At 69.0% G+C, this 15,987-nt stretch carries 19 protein-coding genes and 1 tRNA gene; 13 read left to right on the top strand and 7 right to left on the bottom strand.

All coding sequences use genetic code 11. The features are described 5' to 3' along the window. Positions 1-178 precede the first annotated feature (178 nt). Positions 179-820 carry a uracil phosphoribosyltransferase gene (upp, locus tag ACFWUU_RS30015; RefSeq protein ID WP_137252017.1) on the bottom strand — a complete coding sequence of 214 codons (642 nt, stop codon included), beginning with the start codon at positions 818-820 and terminating at the stop codon, positions 179-181. 106 nt (positions 821-926) lie between these two features. Between upp and ACFWUU_RS30020 the strand changes: the two genes are divergently transcribed. The 5 genes from ACFWUU_RS30020 (at position 927) to ACFWUU_RS30040 (ending at position 3,855) form a co-directional block, all read left to right on the top strand. Then, on the top strand, positions 927-1,109 hold the full coding sequence (locus tag ACFWUU_RS30020) for a hypothetical protein (RefSeq protein ID WP_130445811.1): 183 nt from the start codon (positions 927-929) through the stop codon (positions 1,107-1,109). A gap of 98 nt (positions 1,110-1,207) precedes the next feature. After that, the gene (locus tag ACFWUU_RS30025; RefSeq protein WP_137252018.1) at positions 1,208-1,681 is read left to right on the top strand and encodes a tRNA adenosine deaminase-associated protein; all 474 of its coding nucleotides are present in this window, start codon (positions 1,208-1,210) and stop codon (positions 1,679-1,681) included. 31 nt (positions 1,682-1,712) lie between these two features. Continuing rightward, complete coding sequence (locus ACFWUU_RS30030) at positions 1,713-2,141, top strand: nucleoside deaminase (RefSeq protein WP_380180267.1); 429 nt, start codon at positions 1,713-1,715, stop codon at positions 2,139-2,141. 13 nt (positions 2,142-2,154) lie between these two features. After that, positions 2,155-2,245: transfer RNA gene (locus tag ACFWUU_RS30035), tRNA-Ser, on the top strand. Between the two features lie 98 nt (positions 2,246-2,343). After that, positions 2,344-3,855, top strand: a complete 1,512-nt coding sequence (locus ACFWUU_RS30040; RefSeq protein WP_137252020.1) for a potassium/proton antiporter — start codon at positions 2,344-2,346, stop codon at positions 3,853-3,855. A gap of 2 nt (positions 3,856-3,857) precedes the next feature. Here ACFWUU_RS30040 and ACFWUU_RS30045 read toward each other — a convergent pair whose 3' ends face one another. Then, on the bottom strand, positions 3,858-4,421 hold the full coding sequence (locus tag ACFWUU_RS30045; protein ID WP_380180269.1) for a LytR C-terminal domain-containing protein: 564 nt from the start codon (positions 4,419-4,421) through the stop codon (positions 3,858-3,860). 29 nt (positions 4,422-4,450) lie between these two features. Then, the gene (locus ACFWUU_RS30050) at positions 4,451-4,744 is read right to left on the bottom strand and encodes a type II toxin-antitoxin system VapB family antitoxin (RefSeq protein ID WP_137252022.1); all 294 of its coding nucleotides are present in this window, start codon (positions 4,742-4,744) and stop codon (positions 4,451-4,453) included. A gap of 165 nt (positions 4,745-4,909) precedes the next feature. On the opposite strand from ACFWUU_RS30050, the gene ACFWUU_RS30055 reads away from it, so the two are divergent. From ACFWUU_RS30055 to ACFWUU_RS30070, 4 genes are all read left to right on the top strand, one after another. Next, the gene (locus ACFWUU_RS30055) at positions 4,910-6,454 is read left to right on the top strand and encodes a helicase HerA-like domain-containing protein (RefSeq protein ID WP_380180271.1); all 1,545 of its coding nucleotides are present in this window, start codon (positions 4,910-4,912) and stop codon (positions 6,452-6,454) included. Between the two features lie 148 nt (positions 6,455-6,602). Next, positions 6,603-7,940, top strand: coding sequence for a diguanylate cyclase (locus ACFWUU_RS30060; RefSeq protein WP_380180281.1), 1,338 nt, complete (start codon positions 6,603-6,605; stop codon positions 7,938-7,940). Positions 7,941-7,961: 21 nt separating this feature from the next. Beyond that, the gene (locus ACFWUU_RS30065) at positions 7,962-8,495 is read left to right on the top strand and encodes a SigE family RNA polymerase sigma factor (RefSeq protein ID WP_380180284.1); all 534 of its coding nucleotides are present in this window, start codon (positions 7,962-7,964) and stop codon (positions 8,493-8,495) included. Then, complete coding sequence (locus tag ACFWUU_RS30070; RefSeq protein ID WP_380180286.1) at positions 8,492-8,995, top strand: hypothetical protein; 504 nt, start codon at positions 8,492-8,494, stop codon at positions 8,993-8,995. Before ACFWUU_RS30065 ends, ACFWUU_RS30070 begins: the two co-directional genes overlap by 4 nt. 602 nt (positions 8,996-9,597) lie before the next feature. On the opposite strand, the gene ACFWUU_RS30075 is transcribed toward ACFWUU_RS30070, so the two are convergent. Continuing rightward, a complete protein-coding gene (locus ACFWUU_RS30075; protein ID WP_380180288.1) occupies positions 9,598-10,794 on the bottom strand; it encodes a hypothetical protein in 1,197 nt (398 codons plus the stop codon). 155 nt (positions 10,795-10,949) lie between these two features. On the opposite strand from ACFWUU_RS30075, the gene ACFWUU_RS30080 reads away from it, so the two are divergent. Both ACFWUU_RS30080 and ACFWUU_RS30085 read left to right on the top strand, forming a co-directional pair. Further along, positions 10,950-11,465: a SigE family RNA polymerase sigma factor gene (locus ACFWUU_RS30080; RefSeq protein WP_134106098.1), complete on the top strand. Its 516-nt coding sequence runs from the start codon at positions 10,950-10,952 to the stop codon at positions 11,463-11,465. Continuing rightward, positions 11,465-12,517: a hypothetical protein gene (locus ACFWUU_RS30085; protein WP_380180291.1), complete on the top strand. Its 1,053-nt coding sequence runs from the start codon at positions 11,465-11,467 to the stop codon at positions 12,515-12,517. Before ACFWUU_RS30080 ends, ACFWUU_RS30085 begins: the two co-directional genes overlap by 1 nt. A gap of 39 nt (positions 12,518-12,556) precedes the next feature. Here ACFWUU_RS30085 and ACFWUU_RS30090 read toward each other — a convergent pair whose 3' ends face one another. Both ACFWUU_RS30090 and ACFWUU_RS30095 read right to left on the bottom strand, forming a co-directional pair. After that, the gene (locus ACFWUU_RS30090; RefSeq protein WP_380180293.1) at positions 12,557-13,060 is read right to left on the bottom strand and encodes a DinB family protein; all 504 of its coding nucleotides are present in this window, start codon (positions 13,058-13,060) and stop codon (positions 12,557-12,559) included. Then, positions 13,057-13,851: a helix-turn-helix domain-containing protein gene (locus ACFWUU_RS30095; protein WP_380180295.1), complete on the bottom strand. Its 795-nt coding sequence runs from the start codon at positions 13,849-13,851 to the stop codon at positions 13,057-13,059. The genes ACFWUU_RS30090 and ACFWUU_RS30095 overlap by 4 nt, the downstream gene beginning before the upstream one ends. Positions 13,852-13,964: 113 nt before the next feature. Between ACFWUU_RS30095 and ACFWUU_RS30100 the strand changes: the two genes are divergently transcribed. Together ACFWUU_RS30100 and ACFWUU_RS30105 are read left to right on the top strand one after the other, a co-directional pair. Next, complete coding sequence (locus ACFWUU_RS30100; protein WP_137252031.1) at positions 13,965-14,327, top strand: nuclear transport factor 2 family protein; 363 nt, start codon at positions 13,965-13,967, stop codon at positions 14,325-14,327. Between the two features lie 48 nt (positions 14,328-14,375). Further along, the gene (locus tag ACFWUU_RS30105; RefSeq protein WP_380180375.1) at positions 14,376-15,113 is read left to right on the top strand and encodes a phytanoyl-CoA dioxygenase family protein; all 738 of its coding nucleotides are present in this window, start codon (positions 14,376-14,378) and stop codon (positions 15,111-15,113) included. Here the strand turns inward: ACFWUU_RS30105 and ACFWUU_RS30110 are convergent. Beyond that, the gene (locus ACFWUU_RS30110; RefSeq protein WP_380180377.1) at positions 15,094-15,951 is read right to left on the bottom strand and encodes an aminoglycoside phosphotransferase family protein; all 858 of its coding nucleotides are present in this window, start codon (positions 15,949-15,951) and stop codon (positions 15,094-15,096) included. The genes ACFWUU_RS30105 and ACFWUU_RS30110 overlap by 20 nt on opposite strands. Positions 15,952-15,987: the final 36 nt, after the last annotated feature.

Below are 15,987 nucleotides of genomic sequence, written 5' to 3' on the forward strand. Positions count from 1 at the left end.
ACGCCTCCGGCTCCACCAGCAACCGTCTGCGCCTTCTAGCTGCCGCCGGTTGTTGCGGGGCTGCCGCCGGCGTCGACCGCTCCGCGGGGACGCATGCTCGTAGACGGGCAACGTCCGCCGGCGTCACATCGTGGGGTACATCGCGACCCTTGGCCCGCAGGGCTCCCTCGTTGAGTTCCTACTGAGCCACGCCGTACAGGCGGTCGCCAGCGTCGCCTAGGCCGGGGACGATGTAGCCCTTGTCGTTTAGGTGGGAGTCCATGCCGGCGATTACCAGGTTGCAAGGGACGTCTAGGTGGGTGAGCTCGCGTTCTACGCGTTCTACGCCTTCGGGGGCGGCGAGGAGGCAGATGGCGGTGATGTGGTCGGCGCCGCGGTCGACTAGGAACTGGATTGCGGCGGCTAGTGTGCCGCCGGTTGCGAGCATTGGGTCTAGGACGTAGCACTGGCGGCCGGAGAGGTCCTCGGGGAGGCGTTCGGCGTACGTCGACGCGGTGAGGGTCTGCTCGTTGCGGATCATGCCTAGGAAGCCGACCTCCGCGGTGGGCAGCAACCGGGACATGCCTTCGAGCATGCCGAGGCCGGCTCGCAGGATCGGCACCACCAGCGGCTTCGGTGCGGTCAGTTTCACGCCCTGGGCCTCGGCGACGGGGGTCTGGACGGTGACCGGGCCGGTGCGGACGTCGCGGGTCGCCTCGTAGGCGAGCAGCGTGACGAGTTCCTCGGTCAGCCGACGGAACGTGGGTGAGTCCGTGTGCTCGTCGCGCAGCGCGGTGAGCTTGTGGGCGACGAGCGGGTGGTCCACGACGAGGATCTGCATAAGCCGGAACGGTACCGTCGGCGATTCGCCTCGGGAAACCTCGCTCGCTGTCAGACTGGAAAGTGCACCGGAATCTGCCCTGCCTCGCCCATCAGGGAGTACGCCGATGACCCTCGAGCCCAGACCGCGCCTGGTGGTTCCCCGCCGCGACCTCGACCGGCTGCGCCGGCGTGCCGAGTTCCTCCGCGAGCTCGAGGAGGCGAAGGCCCTCCGCGACCGGATCGCGCCCCGCCGGGCCCGGGTCCGGCAGCTGCGCGAGGCGATGCGGAGAGCGACGTACCATCACTGACTGTTGACCGGTGTTGGCGGATCTGATATCGCACCGAGATCGCCTGGAAAGCTGGAGTCTGGGACGATGAGCCGGTGTCTGACGCCACTGTTGGCCCCGTGACCACCGACCTCGATTTCGCGGTCGCCGCCTACACCGAGGACGGGAACTGGACCGTCACCCCGCTGGTACTTCGTGGTGAACCGGACCTCTCCGCGCTGGTGTCTGCCCTGCGCCGGTTCCCGGGCGAGGGCGGTGTGCTGGGCATGGTCTCGGTCGACGAGGACTTCTTCGTACTGGTCCGGGTGGCCGGTGGCCGGGCCCGGTTGCTGATCTCCGACGTGACCGCCGCGACCGAGTGGCCGATCGCCCGGCAGGTCGTGGACGAGCTCGACATCCCGCTGGCCGATGACGACGACGAGCAGGTCCCGGCCGGCGATCTGGCCATCCTCGCCGACCTGGGGATGAGCGCGATGGACCTCGGCGCGCTCTGTGACGACGTCGACCTCTACCCGGAGGAGATGCTCGAGGAGATCGCCGAGGCGCTTGGGTTCGGCAACCAGTTCCACGACGCGATCGAAGCCGTTGGCTAGCCCGATTCTGCGCCGCGAGTGGTCGCGGTTGATGACGCTCGCGCTGGAGGAGGGCGAGAAGGCGCTGCCCGACGTACCGATCGGGGCGATCGTGGTGGACGCCGACGGGCAGGTGATCGGGCGCGGGCACAACGAGCGGGAGACGACGGGCGATCCGACCGCGCATGCCGAAGTACTCGCGATCCGGGAGGCGGCGCGGCACGTCGGCGAGTGGCGGCTGAGCGGGTGCACGCTGGTCGTCACGCTGGAGCCGTGCACGATGTGCGCCGGGGCGATCGTGCTGTCCCGGCTCGAGCGTCTGGTCTTCGCGGCGTACGACGAGAAGGCGGGTGCGGTCGGCTCGCTGTGGGACGTCGTCCGGGATCGCCGGCTGAACCATCGGCCCGAGGTGGTCGGCGGCGTGATGGCCGACGAGGCGGGTGCGCGGCTGCGCGATTTCTTCATTCGTCACCGGCCTTGATATTGTCCTCGGCGGTGGCGTGTCCGAGCGGCCGAAGGAGCGCGCCTCGAAAGCGCGTGACGGGCAACCCCCGTCCGAGGGTTCAAATCCCTCCGCCACCGCCAACCGCCCTTCGGGGCGGAAGATAGGCCGGAGACCCTGATGCTGTGTGATGCGTCAGGGTTTTCGTCTCTCGGGACCTGACGTTCGACGGGAGGGCCCCATGGATGTTTCGGAGCTCGACCGGATTCTGCTGGCGGGGGCTGTGGTCCTGCTGGTCGCGGTCGTCGCCGTTCGGCTGACCGCTCGACTCGGGCTCCCGTCGCTGCTCATCTACCTCGGGATGGGCCTGCTGCTCGGCGAGTCGGGGCCGGGGCACATCCACTTCGAGGACGCGCAGCTGGCGCATGCGCTGGGGTTCGCCGCACTGGTCGTGATCCTGATCGAGGGCGGCCTGACGACCCGGTGGAACGAAGTACGTCCGGTGATGCCGCTCGGCCTCGTCCTCGCGACGGTCGGGGTCGCTGTCAGCGTCGGCGTGGTCGCCTGCGTGGCGCATTTCGTACTGGGGCTCAGCTGGCAGCTCTCCGTACTGCTGGGAGCGGTGACATCGCCGACAGACGCGGCGGCCGTGTTCTCGGTGCTGAGACGGGTGCCGATCCGGCCGCGGCTGCGTGGGGCGCTGGAGGCCGAGTCCGGTCTGAACGACGCCCCGACCGTGCTGCTGGTCACGCTGGTGAGCACGGGCGAGGTCGGCGAGAAGGGCGTGCTGTCGTTCACCGGCCTGGTGCTGTACGAGCTGGTCGTCGGCGCGCTGTTCGGCCTGCTGATCGGCTGGGTGAGCGTTGGCCTGATCCGACGGATGGCGCTGAGCTCGGCAGGGCTCTACCCGCTCGCGGTGATGTCGGTGGCCTTCATCTCGTACGCCGGTGGGTCCGTGCTGCTGCACGTGTCGGGGTTCGCAGCTGTTTACGTCACCGCGCTGACCCTCGGGCGGGCGGAGTTGCCGCACCGGATGGCGACCCGGTCGTTCGTGGACGGGATCGCCTGGCTGGCTCAGATCGGGCTGTTCGTGATGCTCGGGCTGCTGGCGTCACCTGGGCGGTTCCGGCTGAACGACGTACTCCTCGCGCTGGTGATCGGGATCGCGGTGACGGTCGTCGGGCGGTTCGCCTCCGTGGCGATCTCGGCGGCGCCGTTCCGGCTGCCGTGGCGGGAGCAGGCGTTCATCTCATGGGCGGGGTTGCGGGGCGCGGTACCCATCGTCCTGGCGACGATCCCGCTCGCTGAGGGGGTTCCGCAGGCGGACCGGATCTTCGACGTGGTCTTCGTGCTGGTCCTGCTGTTCACGCTGCTGCAAGGGCCGTCGCTGCCGTGGCTGGCCGGTCGCTTGAAGGTCCTGGACGAGAACGCTGCGCACGAGGTCGACATCGATGTGGCGCCGCTGGAGTCGCTCGGCGCGGACATGCTCCAGGTCCACGTCCCGAGCGAGTCCAGGCTGGCCGGGGTCGAGATCGGCGAACTGCGGTTGCCGCCCGGCGTCTCGGTCTCGCTCGTCATCCGCGGCGAACATGCCTTCGTGCCGGACCGCCGTACCGTCCTCCGGGCTGCCGACTCGCTGCTGGTCGTTGCCCCCAGCCCCGTCCGGGAGCAGACCGTACGCCGCCTACGCGCCGTCTCGCGGGCCGGGCGCCTGGCCGGCTGGTTCGGCGAACGCGGCCGCGAGCAGCACTGAGGTCAGTTCGGGTTCTGGCCGGAGGGGATCGGCTGGGGGCTGTGGATAACCGGCAGGCAGACGTTGGTGCCGGGGGCGACCTGGACCGACGGGATGCCCTTGAGGCGGACCGAGCCGAAGCCGGCGCCGATGACCAGGTCGACGGTGTGGTCGGTGCGGCCGTCGGCGACCGGAACGGCCTTCTGGTTCAGCTGGCCGGCTACCAGCGTCAGCTCCGGCGAGTTCGCGGCGACACCGCGGAGCTCGGCCACATCGACCTTGTTGCCCTTGGGCTCGTTGGAGACCTTGCCGATGTTGAAGCCGCGCTTCTTCAGCGCGTCGGCGACCCGCTGCGCGGAGCCCGCCCTCGCGCCGCCGTTGTACACGTTCAGCACGACCTGCTTCGGGACCAGCCGGTTGTTCGCCAGCTTCTGCTCGACGCAGGTCGGCTCGGCGCTGCTGTTGATCAGGGACTTCCAGCCCCACCAGCCGCCGCCGGCGAGAATGCCGAGCAGGATCACCATCGTGATCGGCGTACGCCAGCGAATGCGTGAATGCGGCCGCGGTTGCGGATGGATCGCTGTCATCGGCTCAACCCCCCGTGAGCAGACATGGGTCAGTCCACTACCAAGACCCGAGCGTGGAGAACAGAACGCTGCTGCAACGCGGCCCGCAGGGCGCGGTGCAGGCCGTCCTCGAGGTACATGTCGCCCTTCCACTCCACCACGTGCGCGAACAGGTCGCCGTAGAAGGTCGAGTCCTCGTCGAGCAGCGCGTTCAGGTCAAGGGTGCCCTTCGTCGTGACGAGTTCGTCCAGCCGCACCTGCCGTGGCGGCAGCGAGGACCAGTCCTTCGGCCGCAGCCCATGGTCCGGGTACGGCCGGTCTTCCCCGACGCGCTTGAAGATCACCTCCCGAAGTCTAGCGGGGTAACAGGTCTCAGGTGCAGGTCATGAATGTCACCGGAATAGTCCGGAGCTGGAAGCAACCTTTTGGTGCCGTTGAAGCGTCCAGATGGATGGTGAGGACTAGCATGCCGACCGGGTAGTTCCGTCAACCGGGGAAGGCACGCTGAGATGGCCGAGTCAGATGTCGTGGAGACCGTCAAGCAGGGGTACGCGTTCGAGGGCGCGGCCCTCGAGCTGGGTGCGCTGCTGGTCGACGGTGAGCCGAAACCGGAGGCGGCGGTCCGGATCCCGCTCGGGATGATGAACCGGCACGGCCTGGTCGCGGGCGCCACCGGTACCGGAAAGACGAAGACTCTTCAGTTAATGGCGGAGCAACTGTCCGCGGCGGGCGTCGCGGTGTTCGCGGCCGACATCAAGGGCGACCTGTCGGGCGTCTCGCAACCCGGCGAGGGGAACGACAAGCTGCTGGCACGGACGAAGTCCATCGGCCAGGACTGGACCGCGACCGGCTTCCCGACCGAGTTCTACGCGCTCGGCGGCCAGGGCACCGGCATCCCGATCCGCGCCACGATCACGTCGTTCGGGCCGGTCCTGCTGTCCAAGGTGCTCGGGCTCAACGACGTACAGGAGTCGTCGCTCGGGCTGATCTTCCACTACGCCGACAAGGCCGGGCTGACGCTGCTGGACATCAAGGACCTGCGCGCGGTCATCCAGCACCTGACCTCCGACGAGGGCAAGGACGACCTGAAGGAGCTCGGCGGGCTTTCCGCGGCCACCGCGGGCGTCATCCTGCGGTCGCTCATCGGGTTCGCGGACCAGGGTGCGGAGGCGTTCTTCGGCGAGCCGGAGTTCGACACCGCGGACCTGCTGCAACAGCGCGACGGCAAGGGGCTCATCTCGCTGCTCGAGCTGCCGAACCTGCAGGACCGGCCGGCGCTGTTCTCCACGTTCCTGATGTGGCTGCTCGCCGACCTGTTTCACGACCTGCCCGAGGTCGGCGATGTGGACAAGCCGAAGCTGGTGTTCTTCTTCGACGAGGCGCACCTGCTGTTCAATGACGCGTCGAAGGCGTTCCTGGCCGCGATCGCGCAGACCGTCCGGCTGATCCGGTCGAAGGGTGTCGGCGTGTTCTTCGTGACGCAGACGCCGAAGGACGTGCCGGACGACGTACTGGCGCAGCTCGGTTCGCGGGTCCAGCACCAGCTGCGGGCGCACACGCCGAACGACGCGAAGGCGCTCAAGGCGACCGTGTCGACGTTCCCGAGCTCGTCGTACGACCTGGGCGAGGTGCTGACCCAGCTCGGGATCGGCGAGGCGATCGTGACCGTGATGAACGAGAAAGGCGCCCCGACCCCGGTCGCGTGGACCCGGTTGCGCGCGCCGCAGTCGCTGATGGCGCCGGCGTCCGCGGAGCAGCAGACGGCGTCGGTGCAGGCCTCGCCGAACAACGCGAAGTACTCGCAGGCGGTCGACCGCGAGTCGGCGTACGAGATGCTGGCGGCGAAGGTACAGGCCGGCGCGGCGCAGGCCGAGGCCGAGAAGCAGGCCCAGGAGCAGGCGAAGCAACCGCAGCAGGAGTCTCGGCCGCGGTCGCAGAAGCAGGAGAAGTCGGTGGTCGAGCAGGTGATCGGTTCGTCGGTGTTCAAGCAGTTCGCCCGGTCGGCCGGCCGGGAGATCGTCCGCGGGCTTTTCGGCGCTGCCCGAAAGCGCTGATCTTCCTTCCGTGCAAGGGAAAACCCGCGTCTGATTGTTGATCAAACGACTGAATACTGAAGGACTGTCGATCGTTTCCACATCGTCATCCACAGCCGCGCCGCCACGGATTGGGACCTGACGCTCACTCGTCGTACCGTGTGAGGTGATGGTTGCACAGAGTAGGCGAGCGATACGTTCCTGGGCGCTCTGGACCCTGACGGTCCCGGCGTTCTTCGTCGTGGTGCTCGTCGACCTGGCCGCCATCGGGTACGGCGTGCAGGCGTTCACGGACCGTCCCGACTGGCGCGGCCTGGATGTGGTGTTCGCGCTGACCGTCTCCGCGCTGATCTCGGTCGAGGGCGCCCGCCGGGTGGAGAACCGGCGGCGCCGCGGCGGCGCGCTGCACAAGGACCTCGCTCCGGCCTGGATGATCGCCGCGGCCGTGATCCTGCATCCCGCGCTGGCGATCCTGGTCGCCGTACTGCTCCGGATCTGGTGGCGGATCCGCGCCGGCAAGTGCATCCCGTACCGGTGGGCCTTCTCGACCGCGGTGCATGTGCTCGCGGTCGGCGCCGCGCACGCGGTCTTCGTCTCGCTCCGCGACGTCACCAGCGGCGGCCTCGGTCTGGTCGTCTCGATGGTCGGCGCCTCGGCGGCGTACGTCGCAACCGACACCCTGCTCTGTGGGCTGGCGATCTCGCTGATCATCCCGGGCAGCAGCCGCCGCGAAGCCGTCGGCGGGCTGGACGACCTGGGCACCGACGCGACCGCCGCCACACTCGGCTGCCTGCTCGCGGCCGCCTGCCTGATCAGCCCGTGGTTCGCGTTCGTGGCGATCCCGATCACGCTGACCGCGCAGCGGGCGTTGCTGCTCGGCCAGTTGGAGTCGGAGGCGCAGACGGATCCGAAGACCAGCCTGACGCGGGTCGACTGGTGGCGCCGGCGGACCGAGGAGATGCTGCGGACCTCGCGGACCCAGCGTGAGCCGATGGCGGTGCTGCTGATCGACATCGACCACTTCAAGCAGGTCAACGACCGGCACGGCCACCTGGTCGGTGACGAGGCGCTGCGTGCGGTCGCGACGATCCTGCGCAGCGCGATCCGCGTGAAGGACGTGATCGGGAGGTTCGGCGGCGAGGAGTTCGTGATCGCGCTGCCGGACACCGGGATCGATGAAGCGACGGTCACCGCGGACCGGCTTCGCAACGCGGTGTCGGCGAGTCCGCTGGCCGCGATGTGTGCCGGCGTACTCGACGATCCGGATCTGGATCCGGACACCTTCCATCTGACTGTGAGCATCGGGGTCGCGGTTTATCCGAACGACGGGGTGACCGTGGACGACCTGTTGCTGCGTGCGGATCGTGCGATGTACGCCGCCAAGGCTGCCGGCCGCGACCGGGTCCGCCTGGCCGCCGACACGATCGCGCTGCCCCGGCTGACCGCGTCCACACAATTCTCCGAACAAGCAGAACCTTTGGCCCAGGCGCAGCGTCCTGTGAGGTGAGGGCGGCAGGACGGAGCGCAGATGGCGGCAACGGGGAGTCGTGACGACGACTTCACGGCTTTCGTGCTGGCCAGATCCGCGCGGTTGGTGCACTTCGCGCGGATGCTGTGCGGCGATGCCGGCCTCGCCGAGGACCTGGTGCAGACCGCGCTCGAGAAGGCGTACCTGCGCTGGGACCGGATCGAGATGGCCGACCCGTTCGCGTACGTCCGGCAGGCCGTGGTCAACCAGCATCTGTCCTGGGTACGACGGCGGCCGTGGCGGGAGCGTCCGAGCGGCGGGGCGACCGAGCTCGATCTGTTCCTCGGGCCTGTCGTCGATGATCCGTCCGGTGCGGTCAATCGGCGGGTGGGGCTGGGGGCCGCACTCGCGACGCTGAGCCGGCGGGAGCGGGCGGTCGTCGTACTGCGGTATGTCGAGGACCTGACCGAGCGGCAGACGGCCGAGGTGCTCGGGGTCGCGGTCGGCACGGTGAAGAGCGCCAACGCGCGGGCCCTGGAGAAGCTGCGCGCTGCTCCGGAGCTGAGCGGCGTACCGGTGGGGGAGCGAACATGAACGACATCGAGGACGAACTGCGGGGTCTGTTGGCGCCGGGGGACGCCGGTACGCCGCTGGATCCGACGCGGGTGATCGCGGGTGCGCAGCGCCGGCGTGGTCGACGGAATCTGGCGATGGTTGCCGCTTCGGTTGCTGTCGTGTCGGTGGTGGCGGGAGGGGTGGTCGGGAGCCACTCGCGCGGCGGTCCGCCGGAACCCGCTCGGCCGGGGCCCGCGCCTACCGCGGTGGTCCCCACGCCAACTCCGATGCCCCCGACCGCTACTCCGACGGCGACACCGACGTACCCGACGCGGATGAGCCCGTCGCCGACACACGCGACGCCTCCCACCGCGATACCACCGACTGCGCCGCCGTCCAGGTTGCCGACGAACGTGCCGCTCCGCCCACCGACCTCCCCCACCGCGTCCTTGCCGACGCCGGCCCGGGGCCTTGTTCCAACCGCCACCCCCAGCCGCTCGGCCCACACGGAGACGCCAACCATCGCCCCGACGCGCTGAGCAGAACCTTTCCGCGGTGGTTCGCGTCCTTCAGCCCGACCGAATACCAGAAGGTTGCGGAGGGCAACGATGAGAGAAGTAGGACCGAACCGGCGCGTCACCCGGCTGGTGCTGGGCGGGATCGCGGCCGCGGCCGTGGTGGTTGTCGCAGTCGCGGGGACGGCGATGGCGCGCAGCGGCTCGGCAGACGACGGTACGCCGGTCCACGCCACCCCGAGCCCGTCACCCACCCAACCAACCGTTTCCCCGAGCCGCACTCCCGACCAACCGACTGCCTCCCCAAGCCCAGTCCCACCCAGAACCCCAACCCTGCCCCCGACGGTGTCACCAACCCGCGGCCCCCGCCCCGTACCAACCCTCCCGCCAACAGCAACGCCAAGCCGCGTTCCGACGGTTGCACCAACCAGAGCCCCGCGACCGGTCCCGCCAACCGCGACACCGACCCGCTGGTCGACGCCGGTGCCGAGCGCAACCCCAACCCAGCCCCCACGCGCAGCCCGCCCCACGCCAACCCAGGCCGGCAAATAGCTCAGTCGGTTACAGACCAAGCGCCGGACCGCACGCACGTTGTGCGTGTGGCCGGCGCTTGTCGGGAGTCGGGGTCAGCAGGTGCTGAAGGTGCCCGCTGAGATCCAGGCTTTGGCTACGTACATGCCGGTGTTTACTCGGAGCCAGATGTTGGTGGTGCCTTGGGAGCCGGTGACGGATTCGCCTGTTGTTTGGCATTCGACGGTTACCTGGGCGGATTTGCCGGCCATGCCGACGACTGCGCCGGTCGAGTTCGGTGCGTTGCGGACGTTCAGGTAGCCGGACGAGATCGAGACCGTCCCGCGGCCGCCGTCGCCTGTCCACAGGTAGGTGACGTCTACGAACGAGTTGTCCGCGAGCTTCAGCGCATCCCAGAACACCCCGTCCGCAAGGTCGATCCCGGCCGGGTTGGCAACGGTCCGGCCGAACTGGTCCTTCCTGCCGTTGTACCCGTCCTGATACGCCGCCTGCGCCTCGGGCTTGCCCTGCGGCAGGTCCTTCCACATCTCGCGGGTCGCGCTCGGGTTCCAGTAGTCGTCCTTCGTGTTCCACGGGCCGACATCCCACACCGGCTCGAAGGCACACCGCGACGCAGTACAGACCTTCACCGAGTACGTGCCGGATCCGTTGCCGGACAGTCCGCGCCGTGAGGGCAGCGCGACGAAGTGGTCGCGGCTGACGATCACGTGGCCGTTCGCCGTCGTACCGCCGACCAGACCTTCGCGCGTGGCGAACACGTGCGACTTGAGCGGTGCGGCCTGAACGCTCATGCGTGGAGCCGCAACCTTGTCGGTCGGCTGCACGGTCAGATCGGCGACGGACGGGCTGCCGCCGGTCGGTGGCGCGGTGAGGATCACCCGCAGCTGGACCTGATCGCTGGCGCCGGCCAACGCGGTCGGCATGCCCGCAGTTGCGGTAGTCCACTCTGACCATCGGTTGTTGATCCACGAGCGGACCGCGACGTCGGCGGTCGAGCCATCCGGCGTACCGGACGTGTAGCCGACGATCACGGCCGAGGTAGGAGCGGCGAAGTGCACCGGCGTGAGCTCGGCCAGACCGATGCGTTGGTTGAGCTTGGTCGAGCCGATGGCCGCAGGTGCGTCGCCGAGGATGATGCGGCTGCCCTCGACGCGAACGTTGCTGGATCCGGCAACAGGTTGGGACACAACGGTGGGATCGGGTGTGGCGGCCGTGCTGGGCAAGGTCGCGGTAAAGATCGCCGCGGTCACGGCCAGACAGGCGGCGAGTGCGGCTGGGCGGCTGGTACGCATGGGCGGAACCTCCGGGGCGGTGAAGGCTTGTGCACCCAATGTGACAAACAAACACCACTCCTGTATAGACCGTGAATAAATTTCTCCTGACCGAACAGAACCTGATCGGTGACTCAGCGGGTTTGGACCGGTGTGACAGAGGCTGAGGAGAATCGATGACCCGGACCGCGGACGCCGACTTCGAGCGATTCGTCGTGGCGCAGTCGACCCCCTTGCTCCGCTTCGCGGAGATGTTGTGCGGCGATCGGCACACCGCCGAGGACCTCGTGCAGCAGGCGTTGATGCGGTCGTATCCGAAATGGCACCGGCTGGAGGGCGACCCGTTGCGGTTCGTCCGGCGGGTGCTGGTCAACCGATTCCTCTCCCAGGCCCGCCGGCGCTGGAACAACGAAGTACCCAGTGATCCGGTAGCAAACGATTGGGACCAGCGAGCGGTGGCGGACTTCGCCGGGGCGGTCCAGACCAGGGAGGCCGTGCTCTCGGCCCTCAACGGTCTGACCGTCCGGGAGAGAGCCGTGGTCGCGCTGCGCTACTCGCAGGATCTCTCCGAGGCCGAGACCGCCGAGCTCCTCGGTATGGCGACCGGGACCGTGAAGAGCACGGCCTCCCGGGCGCTGGCCAAGTTGCGTCTGGCACCCGACCTGATCGACAGCGGAGTTGGAGGAAACTGATGAGTGACGAGCAGCAAGTGCGCAACGCGCTGACCTATGAGATGGAGCCGTGGCAGCCGGACGCCGGTGACCTGATGCGGCGCGGCAAGCGGCTGACCTGGCTGCGCCGGGGACTGGCCGCGGCCGGCGTCACCGCCCTGGCCGGAACCGTCGCGACGGTGTCCGCCGCGGTCGGCGGACCGACCCTTCCCGTCAAGAACATCCTGGCCGGTGGAAAGCCGCCGGTGCCGGCAATGATTCCGGCCGGTACGCCGTCGGCGCCGTCGATCGACCCGACCTGCCTGCCGGCCAAGCCGAAGCTGCCGAAGGTGGTGGTGAACAAGACCATCGACCCGAACAACCCGCCGAAGCCCACGCTGCCGGCCAAGCCCACCCTGCCCGCCAAGCCAACCCTGCCCTCGCTGCCGCCCGGCAAGGTGATGCTGCCCAGCAAGCCGAGCCTGCCAGCCACCCGGCCCTCGTTGCCTGGTAAGCCGACCCTGCCGGCGGGCAAGCCGACGCTGCCGACCCGCCCGGGCATCCCCACCACCAAGCCCACCTGGCCGACGACGAAGCCGACGCTCCCGGGCAGGCCTTCGATCCCGACCACCAAGCCGCCCCTGCCAACACTGCCGACGCTTCCGACCGGCAAGCCGAGCCTGCCGGCGAAGCCGACCCTCCCGTCGCTTCCGACCGCCAAGCCCACGCTGCCGGCCAAGCCGAGCCTGCCGACGGCCAAGCCGTCCCTGCCCGGCAAGCCCGCGGTCCCGGCCGTACCGGACTGCGTGCAGGGCGTGCCGACCGGCAAGCCGACCCTGCCGAGCAAGCCGAACCTGCCTGGCAAGCTCCCGACCGCGAAGCCGACCGCGCCGAAGCCGGAGCTGCCGACCGCGACGGTCTCCGCCGGTGTGACGGTGACGGTCCCGGCCAAGCCGCACAGCAAGCCGACGCTGCCGAAGCCGTCGATCCCGACGACGAAGCCGACGCTGCCGGTCCCGACCTCGAAGCCGAGCTTCCCGACGCCGAGCATCCCGACGGCGTTCCCCACCGGCCACCCCTCCTCCGGCCGGTAGGGCTCCCGGCCACCGGCGAGTAGGCCCTCCCTGCAAGACCTACTCGCCGGTGGCCCCATCCACGAGCTCGCGGGCCACGTCCAAGTGGCCCGCGTGCCGTGCGTACTCCTGCAGGACGTGGAACAAGATCCAGTTCAGCGTGGGCCGATCGTCCGGTCCGAACCGTCCGCCTGCCTCGGCAATCTCAGCCGGGTCCGCACCGCCGACCAGCTGCCGCGTGAACTCACCGCCCGCGTGCAGCTGGGCCAGCAGGCTCTCCAGCGAGTCGTCCGCCGTCACCGCCCAGCGACCGTCGGGATCGTCGCCCGAGTCGCCCCACGGATGCTCGACCTGCTCACCGGTGAAACCCCAGCGCAGCCACCGTCGCTCCATGAAGACCAGATGCTTCAGCAACTCGAGTGGCGACCACCCCGACGGCAACCGGCTGCCGCGCAGCTCGGCGTCGCTCAGGCCGGTCAGCTTCTTCTCGATGATCTCGCGATAGCGGTCGAGGTACTGCAGATGCAGCTCGATCGTGTCGGCGACATCCCTGGCAGGCTTCACGAAAGACCTCGCAGGTACTCCGCTGTCGCGTCGTCAGCGGGATAGAACGACTCGATCATCAGCTCGGACACCGTTACGTCGAGCGGTGTGCCGAAGGTCGCGATCATCGTCAGCAGCGACAGTTCCCGCCCGTCATGCGTGAGCCGGAACGGTACGACGACCTCGGCCGAGCCGGGCGGCGCCGGCCTGTCGTCGGCGGCGTACGCGCGGAGTTCGTCGTACAGGTCCTGGAGCTCGGGGTCGGCCGTGCTGGCGGCCTGGCGTTGCAGGCTGGCGAGTGCGCTGGCGCGGACCTCGGCGATGTTGCCGATCCGCCTGGCCAGGCCGTCCGGGTGCAGGGTCAGCCGGAGTGCGTTGATCGGTGCCTGGAGCAACTTTTCGTCGACGCCGGCGGTGAAGATCTGGATGCCGGCGTTCGCCTCGACGATGTTCCACCAGCGGTCGACGACGAGCGCCGGGAACGGCTCGTGGGCCTTCAGCAGCCGGCGCAGCGTCGTACGGACGGCAAGCATCGCCGGCGAGTGCAGCGACGCCTCGCTGTAGATCGGCGCGAACCCGCCGGCGAGCAGCAGCTGGTTCCGGTCCCGCAGCGGTACGTCGAGGTGCTCGGCGAGCCGCAGCACCATGTCCCGGCTCGGCTTGGAGCGCCCGGTCTCGACGAAACTCACGTGCCGGGTGGACACCTCGACCCGGTTCGCCAGCTCGAGCTGGCTGAGTCGGCGGCGCTCCCGCCACCCGCGCAGAAGCTCGCCCACCGGGCGCTGGAACGTCTCCTCGATCGTTGCTGCCATACCCCGACCGTAGCGGTCGGCGTAGACATCGCCATTACCTCTGACGTCATCGACCGCGTGCCGGGTACGGCGGCAAGGTTCTGGTCATCGAAACCTTCCGAGGAGGAAACACCATGAACGCAACGACTCTCGCCGACCAGTACTTCGCGATGTGGAACGCCGCCGACGCCGATCGCCGGGCCGAGCTCATCGCCGGTACCTGGACCGACGACGCGACCTTCCAGGACCCGAGCTTCGAGACCACCGGCCACGACGAGCTGAACAAACTGGTCGGTGCCGCGCAGCAGATGTTCCCGGGCCTGTCGTTCGTCCGTACCGGCGACATCGACGAGCACCACACGTACCTGCGCTGGACCTGGCACCTCAAGGCCGACGGGCAGGAGCCGGTGGCCGGCGGCACCGACATCGTCGTCCTCGACGGCGACGGCAAGATCCAGAAGCTGATCGGCTTCCACGACTTCGCGCCCGAGCACTGAGCCGTTAATTGGGTGGAAGCCCGGCGGTGGGCGGAGCAGCATGGGCGGATGCTCACCGCCGAAGAGCTGGATGTGTTCGAGCGCGACGGGATCGTGAAGCTCCCGTCCGCGTTCTCCGCCGACGATGCCGCGCGGATGCGGGACGGGTTGTGGGACGAGCTGTCCGCGCGGCACGGGATGGATCGCGACGACCGTTCGACCTGGACTCCGACGCGGCCGACGAGTTTGAAGAGCACGAAGTCGTCTCGCGCGGCCCACGCGATCCTCGGCCCGCGGGTGCGATCTGCGCTCGACGGCCTGCTCGGCGAATGGATCGAGCCGAGGCACCAGGGACAGGTCCTCGTCACGATGCCCGAGGGCGTGCCGTGGGCCGTGCCGCATCGCCAGTGGCACACCGACGTGGGCTACGAGGAAGCCCCCGAGGCCGTGAAGATCTGGGCGTTGCTCGGCGATCTCGAGCCTGGTGGCGGCGGGACACCACAGGTCGCGGGTTCGCACAAGGTGATCGAACGGTTCTTGACCACGACCGACGAGCGCGAGTTCAAAGCCGTGCGAGACGCCGTACTGCGGTCAGACCCGTGGTTCCGCAACCTGACGTCGGAGGAGCGCACGGTGGACCCGATGGCGCCGGCCGATCTTGACGGGTTGCCGGTCCGTGTCATCGAGCTCACCGGTCAGGCCGGTGACGTGTACCTGACCCATCCGTGGATCCTGCACTCGATCGCGCCCAACGCGGCCGACACACCCCGGATGATGCGCAGCCGCTTCATCTACAGAGGGCGTTGACCAGCCGGGCGCAACGCACCGGGTCCTCGGTCAGACCCGAGGTCAGTCCCCACAGCCAGTAGTCGACCGTCCGCCAGATCACCCAGTCGCGGGCGCGGTCGCGGTCCAGACCGGCCTCACGGACCGCGAGATCGAAGTACGGGACGATCTCGGTCATCTTGTCGAGGTCCCACCACAGCACGCGGCCGAGGTCGAACTCGATGTCGCCGCGATACAGCACCGGGTCGACCGTCAGCCACGGCTCCCGATGCCCGGCGAGCACCTGGCCGGAGTGGAAGTCGCCGTTGACCGCTGCGTTCGACGTGGTCTCGGTCGGCGCGACGTCGAGCGCCTCGCGCAGGATCGCGACGTCGAACGGGCGGCCGAGCCGCTCCCACTGCGGCTCCAGTTCGGCCGACCGCGTCGTCACGATGTCCGCGGTCGACAGGGCGTCCTCCGGCCCGGGTACGGCGAGTCTGCGCATCATCTGCCCGAGTACGGCGATCGCCTCGTCGACCGGCCGCGTCGTCAACGGTGTCGACAACCGCTCGAGCAGCATCGCCCCGGCCTCGGCATCGTCGTCGAGCAACAGGACCATGCCGCGGCCGTCCCACCACTTCAGCGCGCGAACCTGCTTCGTCACCTCGTCCCCGGGCAGCGACATCCGCAACGCGAGCTCCATGCCATCCCGTGTGACCGGTACGACGATCGCGTTCGACCCGTGCGCGACCGGACCTGCGATGACAAGGTTCCAGCGGCGGCATTGCGCGTCGACTGCCTGCGGCAACGACTCCAGCCACGCCTGCCCTTGCGTCCACCAACCTGGCATCTGGAGGAACGTCTCGGGCAGCTGGATCACCCTGGAACCGTAGCGGGGCAACCCGGGGCAGCGCTT

Origin of the sequence: Kribbella sp. NPDC058693 (genome assembly GCF_042715335.1) — a bacterium.
Lineage (GTDB): Bacteria > Actinomycetota > Actinomycetes > Propionibacteriales > Kribbellaceae > Kribbella > Kribbella jiaozuonensis.